The organism is Arcicella sp. GW458-12-2-14-TSB2 (genome assembly GCF_059423785.1).
In genome coordinates this window covers 1-13,412 of sequence record NZ_JBWKYN010000167.1, presented here as the reverse complement: position 1 = coordinate 13,412, position 13,412 = coordinate 1, and the positions used below count along the sequence as shown (strand labels likewise).

Below are 13,412 nucleotides of genomic sequence, written 5' to 3'. Positions count from 1 at the left end.
CTACTGCTAATAATAAGTTTTCAACAAACACAACTAATTTAACTAGCCTTACAACAACTTCTTCTGGTATTTTTGATATATAAGTAATAAAGTACATAGTACATAAAAAGTAGTTTAATTTTATTAGCCAAAAAAAAACCTACCTCACAGATTTTTTATAAGCTGCAAAGTAGGACTTTTATGTAAAGCTAATAAGTTTGCCTTAAAAAGAGAAATGTACTGACCCTTTTAGTGCAAAAGGAGAAGGGATTCTTCCAGAAGGAGAAACGTGGTCTAGATATGATAGGCGATGAAATGCCTGTAATCTAAATATCTTGAATATGTTATCAATACCATATCCTACTTCAATGTACGGCTTGTCAGATTCTAATCCTGAAAAACTGTATCTTGGTTGAAGTTCACCTTTTATGTGACGTGGATTAATCACGGGTATTGCTTCTTGCATCAACTCTGTATTTTCTGCTCTTTGGCTACCAAATAGTACATTGGCAGAGGCAATCAAACGCCATTTTAATTGACGAATGGCAGGAATACGATTGAAAAGTAATCCATCAAAATTGTGATTATAATTCAAGGATACGTATTTATCACTTACGAATTCAAAGTAGTGCATCGTGTTAAATGCTGCACGGTTATAGAAAAAGGTCTCGTTCCCTAAATGTGGGAACAATAGCGGTGCAGGCAATACTGTTGGTATATAGCCTGCTTGTAAGGTATAGTCTGAACGACCTAACGTTCCTATTCTGAAAGATTGAAAGACTTTTGCCATGAATTTATCATAGCTAAAATCGCCGTTCAAGGTCTTCATACCATGCTGATACGTTAATGTAACAGTTGGAATACGTTTACTGCCAAGCGTTATGCGTTCGTTACCATCCATCAAGAAGGTTTCGTTCTTTGCAAAACGTGCTTCAATGGTAAAAAACGTATCGTCATAATGATCTAAAGTTGGTGATTTTGGACCTTCTTGGGGTATGGTTCTGTATTGAAATTGGAATAAAGGGTCAAAACCTCTTGTTGTTAACGCCCCTGTAAAAGTAAACCCTTTGGTTGGTTCTGTTTTTATAAATACTTCGCTTTCTCTTCTATAGAAAGCCCCTGAAAACGCACCCCATCGCGAGAAGGCGTAAAATATTTTGTTGTCTCCAATTAATTCTGGTGTCAACCCAATACGCTCTAAATCGTAACTATGTTTAGCTCCAACGACAGTCCAATGTCTGCGAGAAAGAATATAATCTACCTCACCTCCGTATTTTAATACTAAATCTTTGGTTCCAAAACCTGCCCAACCTTTTAGAATCCATTCTTTACTAAATTGAGAATTGGTTTTAAATCCTAATCTCATTCTAAAACCCTCTACCTTATTGACAGAGAATAAATTGATATATGGGCCTATTCCAAACTTATTAAATCGCTTATAGCCACTTGCTATAATCTCGGCTACTTCTACATAGGTCTTAACAATAGGAACATTCCTAACAGTATCTATCAGTCTGGATGCAAGAATATCTTGGGCAGAAAGCGATTCATGCCTAGCACCAAGCCAATAATTTGGGTCTGGTTCTTTAGAATCCTCTGCTACTTCTATCGGTATATCATAAAAGCTTAAATCTTTGGGCTTGTTGATGACAAAATCTTTGTTAGAGATATACATTTTCAACAACATACCCGCTGAATTTTTCGATAGCTCGGCGATATCAACTAAAAATCTGGTTTTGGCTGGTAGCCAAGCACCTTCCGTTGTTTGTTCTAATTCTTGAGAGATTTTTATTTTGTCAATGAAGTTGATATTGGCTTCTTTCCCAATGGTGGCATCTATTTGTACCAAAGCGTATGACGTAGTATCTACATAAGCTTTCCCTACAAAGACTAAGTCTTTATCATTTTTAGGGTCAAATTCCAAGCCATAACAAATATGTCCATCTACATCCGTAGTATCTGATAAAAACCATTTATAAGTTCCTTTCCAGTTTTCACCAAAGGGCGATATAATATCTTTCCCTAGAAAAGGGACAAAGTTGTCATAGAAATTATAATTGGCAAATAGGTTTCCACCCACTAATTGTGATACAAACCCTCCTTCTTTTACGCCAACTCCTTTGATATTATTTTTCAAGATTATTTCTTTCTTTCTTGCAGGGCTTTCACGGAAATAATATTTTGAAATAGTTTCTGAAATAAAGGTTGGAATGACAGCTTTTCCATCTTCGCCTGCCAATTTTTCAAATTTGTCTATCGCTCCTTGGATTTGCTTCATCACTTTCCTTTCCTTAAATTTTTCAGAGATGTTGTCTACGTCCAATTCCATTTTTGAATATGAGTCATACTCAAAAGCTGATAGGCGTTTTCTATCATTTTTTTCTCTGTTTTCATTAAGCTTCCGAAGAATTTTAAAGGCAGGATTTTCACCAGAATACACAACGACTTCATCCAAGGATTTTGTTTCTCCTTGCAATTGAAAATCAATTTTCTGACTCAAAGCTTTTTTGTCAAGCACTTTGGTGCGCTTCTTATAATTGACAGTACTTACATAAATTGAATCTGTAAGTACTTTGCTTTTTATTACATATACTCCCTCAAAATTTGTTTGAGCTCCAACGTTCACACCCTTCAAGCCGACTGTTGCAAAAGGCAAAGGGTCACCATTTTTTGCGTCAGTCACCACTCCAGTTATTACATATTGGGCATTCGTATTTTGATAAATTAATATAAAGATTAAAGCAATTAGTAGTTTTTGGATTTTGGAATAAGCCATTCTATGTAGGAATGTTTAAAGAAATAAAATATTTTTTTTATCGAATTTACATTATTTAGATGCAATATCAAATTTGCTCTCATAATACAGACATTTCATCTATTCAAAACCCCTATTCGGCGGTAAAAATCTTATTAAAAGATTAAAAGGTGATTATACGTTTACTTTCTCTATGATAAGTGTTTATATATCCTCCTAAAAAAAATCACTACCCTAAATAAAGTTACATTTAAGGTAGTGACTTACTATTAATGAATATTTGTTTATTTTAAAAAAGCAATTAATTTTTCCACCGCCCTAGCACGGTGCGAAATCTTTCCTTTTTCGTCAATACTCATTTCAGCAAAGGTTAAATCAAAACCTTCGGGGACAAAAATTGGGTCATACCCAAATCCTTCATTCCCCTTTAATTCCTCAATAATTGTCCCTTTAATGATACCTTCAAATTGAGTTACTTCTCCGCCTAAAATCAGCGTAATTACCGTTCTGAATTGTGCAGAACGATCTTCTTTACCAGCAAGGTTTTTTAATAGCAAGCTGATATTATCTGCATGGCTTCTTTGTTCTCCTGCATAACGGGCAGAAAAAACGCCGGGTTCACCCCCAAGTGCAGCTACTTCTAGCCCCGAATCGTCAGCAAAACAATCTACCTGATAATGTTCGTACAAATATTGTGCCTTTTGTAAAGAATTGGCTTCTAATGTATTACCTGTTTCTGGCAATTCTTCACTACAGCCTATCTGGCTGAGGGTGAGTAGTTCAAAATTTTGTCCTAATATGGCTTGAACTTCTTCCAATTTATGGGCATTGTTCGTAGCAAAACAGAGTTTTTTCATAATAAAATAAATAAAAAGCCTCCTCAAGAAAAATGAGGAGGCTTCAAATGAGGTAATATATTTATTTAACTGCAGTAACTTCTATTTCAAAATTCAATGGCGAATATGGTGGAATAGAATAAGCCCCAGTGGTATTATCTATTCTCCCAGCTGTTCCATAACCTAATGAAGAAGGAAACACAAAATTACCTTTATCTCCTACTTTTAGTTTAGCAACAGCTTCTTCAAAACCTGCAACCGTTGAACCTTGTCCTAATACAAAGCTAAAACTTCCTGTATCAAACTGTTCATTATAAATATAAAAGCCATTACTATCTCTTTTCTTTGTCGGATATAATAACTTTCCTGTGTAAGTTACTGTAACCGTTTGACCAGATTTTACTAGTTCTCCTGTAGTAGCTTGTTTTGTTATTACATATTGTAATCCGCTACTACTTGTGTTGACAGTCAACCCTGCAAATTTACTTTGTACAAATTCACCAACTTGCTCTACTTCTGTACGTGTAGAAATTAACTGTAGAGTTAAAATTGTTGGTTCTGTATATTGGCTTGTTTCAGGAAAAATAAATACGCCTTTTTCGCCTTCTTTCAACAAACTAACTGGGACATTCAAAAGGCTATTATAGGTTAGATATGGATAACCAACAGGTACTGATGTTGTACTATCAAGCAAGGTTCCATCTAACTTTCTGTAGGTATAATAAACTTTTACTAATTCTGTTGCCTTTGGGCTTCTTCCTGTGGCATTAATAGTCGTCAGGTTGTAATAAGCTCCAGAACTAGCATCCTTGGTAAGAGTCAGGTTATTATCTTTACCGAATTGAATTACCTTGTTCTCATTGTCAAGATACCTCTGTGTTGTATCTTCTCCTGAGCTCATGCAGCTACTTAGTAAACCTACTATACTAGCCAGCATCAGCCAAAATGTACTTTTGTTCATAATTTATTTATTTTTATTGATCCTTTAATGCTACTATTTCGACTTCAAAAATAAGGGGGGTATATGGCGGTATTGTTGTATTACCAGTTGAACCATATCCCAAAGCAGACCTGAAAATTAATGTTGCTTTTTCACCTAACTTCATTTTATTAATACCAACTACGAAGCCAGTCACAAATGAAGTTGATGATGAACCAACTGTTAAACTCAAAGAGTCTGTTTTACCAACATTGGTATCAAAGACTTCTCCGCTCAGGAACTTACCTGTGTATTTTATCTTAGCTACTTTTCCCGAAATTAAATCTGCCGACCCATCTCTTGTTTTGATGTATCTAACACCTTCGGTTGTTTTTTCAGTAACTGTAATCTTATTTTTAGCAATATAGTGGTCAATATCGGCTTCTTCGCCGAAAGTGTAGAAATATGAAATATCACAACGCACTGGTTGATTCGCCGCTAGATTCGGAAATGCTACTCCTGCACCAACTAATCTTGAAGGTAAAATAAACGAACCTGTTTCACCTTCGTGCATTAAATAAAGAAATTTCAAAAAGATATTAGTATTTACTCCGTTATGATAAAACGTAAAAGGCTTATTGGTTAGTACTGACGAGCTATCAATTTTAACACCATCTAGTCTTGTAATTACATAATGTACGCTAATAGTATCTCCCAATATTATTTGGCGACCACTAGGATTTGCCTTATTGATAGCATAATAAACCCCATTTGAAGCTTTTTGCATCGTTAGGCTTTTACTACTGATATACTGCTGAATTTGTGTTTCGTTTTGTTGGTCGATTACATTCTCTTCCAATACAACTGTTGAAAGACATGAACTGAGCATACACACTAGCGCCCCAAACACTAAAAGGTTTAATAATTTGAACTTCATCATTACTGACTGTTATTTGATTATCAGTTATTCGTTAAATCATAACGAAACTAAACTCCTAAATGAAACGCAAAATAACGAAATCCATTGCTGTTAATTCGTTAAAAACTGTTAAAATGGCACAAAACAAAAAAGGTAAGCAAAAAAGTACAATAAAATCTTTGAAAAAATTAAAAACAAGCCTCATTGGGTTATGCTTTTAATTTTTTCTTTTCATTGTCCTTCGTACTTACCTTCTTGTAAGGGCTATTGTCCTCCTTTTTTGAAATCGATTGCTTCAACAGTAAATACTAAAGCAGAGTTTGCAGGAATCGGACCTTGAGCAGCTTCGCCATATCCTATTTGAGGAGGAATCAAGAAAGTACCTTTTCCGCCTTTTTTCATCATCAACAATGCTTCATTGAAGCCAGGAATCATACCACCGATAGGCATATCTAATGGGCTTGGGCTTTGGTCAAACACTTTTCCATCTAAAAACTTGCCTACATACATACATTTACAAACATCACCAGTTTTTGGTGTTTCACCTGTACCTTCTTTTGTAATGACATATTGTAAACCTGATGGAGTAGTTTTGAATGCTAATCCAGATTTCTTAACATAGTCAGCCATCAATTCAGGTAATTTAGCTTTACGTGTTTCAGCCTCTGCTTTTGCTTTTGCTTGGTCAGCAGCCATATCTTTTTCAAATTCAGCTTTAGACTGTACTTTCAAGATTTTAACTGTATATTTTAAATCTGAACCTTTCTTTAAGAATGGAGGTAATTGTTGTCCACCTTTTGCCAAAGAATCTACAGGAACAAAAATTGTTGCACTATCTCCTACTGAAAGTAAGCGTAATCCATCTTCAAAAGAACCTTTGAAACCTGATACTCCAGCAGGTTGTAACATGGCACGTGCTGGCTGAGAAGCTGGAGATTCTTGAAGAACAGAATCAGTTGAGTTTTGAATTTTAGCAGTAAACGAAATGATATCTCCGTCTTTTAATTTTTTTGCTTTGTCATCGTGATTATGAATTTGGATTTTCACTCCGTCTTTTACTTCTACACGATTCTTGTTACATGCAACCATCATGCTGGCAGCAAACAATACAACACTGATTCTTTTTAACATTTTGTTTGATTTTATTGATTTTATTTTTGTTTTATGACTCAACAAGAGTTTTTATTTTTAAAGGGGTACTGCCAATAATTCTGATTGATACTCTGGTAATATACTAATAAATTTTTCGACGGTTGCGTCTAAACCAATCCCTGTAGTTTTTCCGCCAGAGGCATTTTTGTGTCCTCCGCCACTAAAATATTTTGAAGCTATTTTATTTACAGCAAACTCTTCCACAGAACGGAAAGACATTTTTACAGCTTCTGGTCTATCTACAATAATAGCCGACATCACCATTCCTTCAATTTGTAAACCATAATTTACAATGCCTTCCGTATCGCCAGTTTGTGAATTAAAACGCTTTAGTTCTTCTTCGGTAACAGTAAAATAAGCAACTCTGTATTCTGGCAACACTACTAGTTTTTCAGAAAGCACATATCCTAAGAAATTCAGGCGTTCGGCAGTAGTACTATCATAGATTCTACGATGAATCAGATTGGTATTAACGCCTATCTCCATAATGTCTGCTACAATCCTATGCACGGCTGGCGTAGTACTTGGATGACGGAACGAGCCAGTGTCTGTCATTATTCCTGCATACAAGCATTCACAAATAGCCACATCTAACAAAGCTTCATCTCCTAAAAGAACAATTAATTGGAATATTAACTGTGCAGTAGCAGCGGCATTGGTATCATGATAACTAAACTGGGCAAAATCTTCAGGAAAAGTATGATGGTCAATCATCACTTTGATTGCCTGCGACTGCCTAACAGGCTCGGTCATACTTTCAATACGCGATAGTGCCGAGAAATCTAAACAAAAAATTACTTCAGCCTCAGCAATTAATTTATTAGATTTTGCTCTTAATTTATAATCTTCATAATTGATGACCTCCTCATTGTTAGGCATCCAAAATAAAAATTTAGGGTAATCAGATGGCGTGATTACTGTAATTTGATGTCCCTTCTTTTTTAAATATCTTGCTAGTCCTAATGATGACCCAAGTGCGTCTGCATCGGGTTTAAAATGGGTTGTAATTACAATTTTTTTGGGCGTATTTATCAACTCACGAAAGGCTTCAAGATTTTGCATTATATACGATTGATTATCAGGATATTATGTTTTATTCTAAAAATGAATAGCAAAGTTAGCGAGAATTCTCCACAAAAAAAGCTGCAAGGTTTCTAAAACCTTACAGCTTTGTCGTAATTTTGCAGAAATAATCTATTTAAAATCAGTTTTATAACTTTTTAATAAGATTTAATGCATTTCAATGACTTCAAAATTACATTCCACACATTTCATAAATCCAAAATATGGCAACTAACAGAACTTTTACAATGATTAAGCCCGATGCAGTAGCTGAAGGTAATTCGGGAGCAATTATTAAAATGATTGAAGAAGCTGGTTTCCGTATTGTAGCTATCAAAAAAACGCTACTTACTAAGGAAAGAGCAGGAGAGTTTTATGCAGTTCACGCTGAAAGACCTTTTTATGGTGAATTATGCGACTATATGTCGTCGGGGCCAATTATTCCAATCATCTTGGAAAAAGAAAATGCAGTATTAGATTTTCGTACTTTAATAGGAGCAACAAACCCTGCTAATGCAGCAGAAGGGACTATTCGTAAAGCTTTTGCTAAATCAGTTCAAGCAAATGCTATACATGGTTCTGATTCAGATGAGAATGCATCAATAGAAGGATTTTTCTTTTTCGGAGGTATCGAGCAATTCTAAAATATGATGTTAATGATAAATATGAGTAGCAAGGATTATTTTACTACTCGTATTTATCATTATCACCCAAATCCTCTCCAATAATTCTACTTGCCGCTTGCTTCAATTTTCCAAAAAAGCCCAAAGAGCTTTTCTTTCCGTTGGTTTCAGCAGTTTTGGTATTTTCTCTACCGTTTTTATTAATACCCGTATTATTATTGATAGGGACGATTGGTATAATTACAGGCGCATCTTTTCTAAGGATTTTATAGCCTTCTTCGCGCTCGTCTATTTCTCTGATTCCTTTCCAAACCAAGCCTACGGCTGTAGAATAGGTTGGATTTTTAATTTCTTCAGTAAATGATTTTCCTAAGTTTTCGTTTGGATAACCGATTCTTACGTCTCTTTGTGCTACTCTTTCAAAAAGTTGATCGATATATGGCATTTGCGCAGTACCTCCTGTGATAACAATACCACAGTTGATTCTATTTAAGTAGCCCGAACGAGTAATTTCGGCTACGACCAATGTCATAATTTCTTTGAGTCTTTCTTCAATGATGATGGCAATATTTTTTACCGAAACTATTTTAGGCTTACGTCCATTAGCACTCGGGATAGAAACTACCTCTTCGATAGCTACTTCTTCCGCAATAGCCGACCCAAATTTCACTTTCAATTGTTCTGCTTGTTCTACAGATACGCCACATCCCTGTTCAATATCAGTTGTAACTGAATCTCCAGCAAATGGTAGTACTGCTACATGCCTAACTATTCCTTTATAGTAAATTACGATTTCTGTAATTCCACTTCCTATATCAACTAGTGCAACGCCTGTTTTCTTTTCTTGTTCTGTCAATACAGCCAATGAAGCAGCCAAAGGAGAATAAACCAATCCACCTTCAATCTCCATTTTATCTTTTGAGCGTTCAATACAGCGTTTTGTTTTATCTAACTCAGCTTGTGGCGAAACAATCATTAAAAATTCGCCTTGCAATTTCAATCCACTAATACCTACTGGTTCTTGAATACCATTGGCAGAGTCTACAGAATATTCCTGAGGTAAATTATGAACAATAGCATTCCCCTGCGAAATAAAAGTTCGCTGGGCATCATTGGCAACTTGGTCTACATCTGTAACAGTTACTTCTTCACCACGAGTTTGTCTGGTAATACCAGCCTTATGTTTTGAACTATGTATGTTGGGACCAGCGATACTGGCTACAACTCCTCTGATATGAATGTTAGCTTGGTTTTCAACTTGCTCAATAGCAGACTGAACTGCTTCTATTGTTTTATTGACATTCAAAACGACACCTTTGGAGACTCTTCCAGTGGTGTCGGCTTTACCCAAACCAAGAATCTCCAACTTGCCCAAACTGTCAAGTCTGCCAGCAACAACACTTACTTGCTTACTGCCTATGTCAAGTCCAACGATTATTTCATTCATGGAAGGTAGAATTTAAATAATTTGTGATAAAAAAATAGCTCCACAATAAACTTTCCCAATAAGCCACCTAAGGTAACTACTCTTATTGAATAATTATTTACCGAATAATAAAGCTTATGGTAAAATGCCATTTTTACTCACAAATAATCTGATTTCTGTATTTTACACTTACTTTATGATAGGTATCCCACCCTTTTACGGGCAAAATATCCTTATAAAAAATTTTAATTTTCTTAAATTTTGCTTCAATATCAATGCCCATTCCAAATTCTATCACATGATTCCCTATTTCGGGCACCATTGTAATCCCACCATCTTTCTCAACGATTAATTGTGTTATTTGTGCTTTCCAAAAAGTATCCTCATTGATTGCATTGATTAGTTCTAAGATAGGTTTACTTTTTATTTCTTTTAAATTTTGTATTTTTTCAAAATACCCTCCCGAAAGCAGTAAAACTCTGGGAGTAAAATGCTGAGAAATACCGATAAAATCGCCTTTCTCTGTTACGTAACTATCTGAACCTTTATTAAATAATACTCGGGCGAGTGGTGTGTGTTCTACAATATCTATTGTCATTTCTCCACTTAAATCTCGGTGAACCTGACACGACTTTACTAATTTATTTAAACTAACTTTTTTTTCTATTTTCTTAAAATCAATCTTATCAAAAGGTTTTCCCTCTGGGCTATCCACTACATTTGGGCTAACAATGGCTAATATTTCATTAGCCGTCACTAATTTACTTTCATTTGCCCCTTCAATTCTTACATTTATCTTCTTACATTTCTGATGATGATGAACATTTTCAGCATAAATTACAATCAACAGTAAGACTATAGCTAGTACTGTTGGCCAAATCCATTTTTTAATTTTTCGTAAGGGGTTCAATGTAATTTAATTAAGGTTATTGTTATCAAGCAATTAGAAAAGTCTATTCATACCCTAATGAAACTAATCATTATACTATGAAAATTTCTAAAAGTTTGAAAAAACCATACGAAATTAAAAAAAATAACTTAAAACCTTCACATTATTTATTAAAAGGCAATTAAGTACCCAAAAAAGTGGAAAAAGTGTTAATTCTTCTATTTTTCTAAATATAAAAAAGTATCACAGTACAAAAATCTTTAATAAATAGCTGGAAACTTAGTAGGATAACATTCAGCCATCAATTGGTAGGCCGTATCCACTATATTCTCAACGTTTGGTTTAGAAAAATAGTCACCATCTGAACTATAAGCTGGTCGATGTGGCACAGCCGCCATACAAACTGGTTTGGCATCTAAATACCTGTAGGCATTTTGTCCATCCACTACTTGTTGCATCATATAGGCCGAACCTCCGCCTGGCATATCTTCATCAGCAAATATTACTCTGTTTGTTTTTTTAATCGATTCAACAATTTTATGCGAAATATCAAATGGCATCAGTGTCTGTACATCTATTACCTCTATAGAAATATCCATGTTTTCTAATTGGCGAGCGGCCTCCATCACAATTCTGCACATTGAACCATAAGTAACAATGGTAATATCTCTTCCTTCACGAATTACCTCTGGCACACCCAATGGTACTTTTGTTTCATACAGATTGACTGGCAATTTTTCTTTCAATCGATAGCCATTCAAACATTCAATGACGATTGCTGGGTCATCCGAACTTAATAATGTATTATACATTCCTGCTGCTTGTGTCATATTTCTTGGCACACACAAGTGGATTCCTTTTAAGCCACCCAATAAAACCGACATGGGCGAGCCTGAATGCCAAATTCCTTCTAAGCGGTGTCCTCTTGTTCTAACAATCAAGGGTGCTTTTTGTCCTCCTACTGTTCTATACTGCAAACACGCTAAATCGTCTGATAAAGTAGCAAAAGGATAAAATATATAATCGAGATACTGTATTTCAATGATTGGACGGAGCCCTCTCATTGCGGCACCAATTCCCTGACCTACTATGGTCATTTCTCTGATTCCAGTATCTGTAATTCTCAACTCTCCAAATTTCTCTTGTAAACCTGCCAATGTTTGATTTACGTCCCCAATTTTCCCCACGTCTTCACCTAAAATAAAAATTCTGGGGTTTGTACTGAACAAATGGTCGAAATTTTTATTTAAAATCTCTCTTCCATCTAAAAGTGGGGAATTAATTCCATACTCTGGTTTAATTTCTTGTACTTTTAATGGCGAATATTTCGAAATACTGAACTGACTAGAATTAAATCGTTGGTCATTCTTAGCATCAGTTTCTTCAAGCCATTTTTTCAATCCTTGCTTAGTAGAAGAATTTTCCAATCGTAAAGCTCTCAGTGCTTTCCTAGCGGCTACTACATTCTCATGATGAATTGGATTAACAGCTTTGCGTAATTCCTCCGCTATTTTTTTAATCTCAACGCCATTTTCACTTTCAGCAGCAGCTTGGTATAACAAAGAAAGTAAATCTTCTCTTTCTGGCTTTATTGAGGTCATATAAGCAGTCCAAGCAGCTTTCTGGCATGCTTTCGCTTCTTTGATTACTTCACTATCAATGCTTTCCAACTCTGCTTCAGTAGCAATTCCTTCAGCAATAATCCATTCTCTGAATTTTAAATTACAATCAAAATCCACTTCAAATTTTAGTCTTTCCGCAGACTTATATCTTTCATGTGACCCTGAGGCAGAATGACCTTGCTGTTGTGTAGCATCTTCTACATGTACTAAAGACGGAATGTGGTATTCTCTGGCCAATGTTGCTGCTTTTTGATATGTTTCCATCAAAGCGACATAGTCCCAAGCCTTTACCGTAAAAATTTCTATGCCAGCCCCATCTTCATTTCTTTGATAACCAGCCAAAGCTTTGGAGATAGAGGATTTTGTTGTTTGATATTCAGAAGGAACAGATATACCGAAGCCATCATCCCATACTGACATCACCAAAGGAATTTGTAACACTCCTGCTGCATTCACACATTCAAGGAACATTCCTTCTGAGGTAGAAGCATCTCCAATAGTAGAGAAGCATACTTCATTACCATTACGGGTAAATTTTTCTGAAATTTCGTGAAGTTCTGGTAGTTGTCTATATAATTTTGAAGAATATGCCAACCCGACTGCCCTCGGCATTTGCCCAGCGGTTGAAGAAACACCTGCTACAGAATTAAATAATTTTGTTTGGTCCACCCACTCTCCTTCTTCATCTAGCCATCGGGTTGCATGATGATTATTCATGGCTCTTCCTCCTGTGTGTGGATCGAATGCAATGTCTGGATGTCCGTATAATTGAGAGAAGTATTGCGTCCAAGTCATATCGCCAACTGCGGCTACAATGGTTTGGTCACGATAATATCCTGAAACAAAGTCTCCTGCTTTCATTGCTCTAGCTAAAGCCAGTTGACAAAGCTCCTTACCATCACCATAAATTCCAAATTTAGCACGCCCTGCAAAAACTTCCTTTCTTACAATAAGGCTACACTCACGACTCATGCGAGCAACCTTGTAATCAGTCAAGACTGATTCTTTGGTAAATACTATTGTTTCTGACAGAAGTGTGTTTTCCAAGACAGTGAGATGGGTAAAAATGAACGATAATATACAAGTTTCAGTACCAAAAATAACAAAAATTAATTAGGGTAACAAATGTAAAGCTTTCAACAAAGTAATTTATACCCTTGTTAATGATTTGTTAAAACCTATAAAACATTTTGTAAAGCATCTATAAGACTTTATTTTTGTTTTGTGAAT

At 35.5% G+C, this 13,412-nt stretch carries 10 protein-coding genes; 1 reads left to right on the top strand and 9 read right to left on the bottom strand.

Translation table 11 applies throughout. From position 1 onward, the window contains the following. Positions 1-202: 202 nt before the first annotated feature. From AC07XN_RS19430 to AC07XN_RS19405, 6 genes are all read right to left on the bottom strand, one after another. Complete coding sequence (locus AC07XN_RS19430) at positions 203-2,755, bottom strand: DUF5686 and carboxypeptidase-like regulatory domain-containing protein (protein ID WP_494744242.1); 2,553 nt, start codon at positions 2,753-2,755, stop codon at positions 203-205. A 263-nt stretch (positions 2,756-3,018) separates the two neighbouring features. After that, the gene (locus AC07XN_RS19425) at positions 3,019-3,591 is read right to left on the bottom strand and encodes a non-canonical purine NTP diphosphatase (RefSeq protein WP_494744241.1); all 573 of its coding nucleotides are present in this window, start codon (positions 3,589-3,591) and stop codon (positions 3,019-3,021) included. 61 nt (positions 3,592-3,652) lie between these two features. Then, positions 3,653-4,531 carry an FKBP-type peptidyl-prolyl cis-trans isomerase gene (locus AC07XN_RS19420; protein WP_494744240.1) on the bottom strand — a complete coding sequence of 293 codons (879 nt, stop codon included), beginning with the start codon at positions 4,529-4,531 and terminating at the stop codon, positions 3,653-3,655. Positions 4,532-4,544: 13 nt separating this feature from the next. Continuing rightward, positions 4,545-5,429: an FKBP-type peptidyl-prolyl cis-trans isomerase gene (locus tag AC07XN_RS19415; RefSeq protein WP_309921827.1), complete on the bottom strand. Its 885-nt coding sequence runs from the start codon at positions 5,427-5,429 to the stop codon at positions 4,545-4,547. A gap of 243 nt (positions 5,430-5,672) precedes the next feature. Next, positions 5,673-6,539 (bottom strand): FKBP-type peptidyl-prolyl cis-trans isomerase, encoded by an 867-nt coding sequence (locus tag AC07XN_RS19410; RefSeq protein WP_494744239.1) that lies wholly within the window; start codon positions 6,537-6,539, stop codon positions 5,673-5,675. Between the two features lie 57 nt (positions 6,540-6,596). Beyond that, positions 6,597-7,622: a DHH family phosphoesterase gene (locus tag AC07XN_RS19405; protein ID WP_309921821.1), complete on the bottom strand. Its 1,026-nt coding sequence runs from the start codon at positions 7,620-7,622 to the stop codon at positions 6,597-6,599. 224 nt (positions 7,623-7,846) lie between these two features. Between AC07XN_RS19405 and AC07XN_RS19400 the strand changes: the two genes are divergently transcribed. Continuing rightward, positions 7,847-8,266 (top strand): nucleoside-diphosphate kinase, encoded by a 420-nt coding sequence (locus AC07XN_RS19400; protein WP_309921818.1) that lies wholly within the window; start codon positions 7,847-7,849, stop codon positions 8,264-8,266. Positions 8,267-8,309: 43 nt separating this feature from the next. On the opposite strand, the gene ftsA is transcribed toward AC07XN_RS19400, so the two are convergent. The 3 genes from ftsA to AC07XN_RS19385 all read right to left on the bottom strand — a co-directional run bounded on the left by ftsA (position 8,310) and on the right by AC07XN_RS19385 (position 13,154). Further along, positions 8,310-9,692 carry a cell division protein FtsA gene (gene ftsA / locus AC07XN_RS19395; RefSeq protein WP_309921815.1) on the bottom strand — a complete coding sequence of 461 codons (1,383 nt, stop codon included), beginning with the start codon at positions 9,690-9,692 and terminating at the stop codon, positions 8,310-8,312. 133 nt (positions 9,693-9,825) lie between these two features. Next, positions 9,826-10,581: a cell division protein FtsQ/DivIB gene (locus AC07XN_RS19390; protein ID WP_309921813.1), complete on the bottom strand. Its 756-nt coding sequence runs from the start codon at positions 10,579-10,581 to the stop codon at positions 9,826-9,828. Positions 10,582-10,820: 239 nt separating this feature from the next. Continuing rightward, entirely contained in the window at positions 10,821-13,154 is a 2,334-nt protein-coding gene (locus AC07XN_RS19385; RefSeq protein WP_494744243.1) for an alpha-ketoacid dehydrogenase subunit alpha/beta, read from the bottom strand. Positions 13,155-13,412 lie beyond the last annotated feature (258 nt).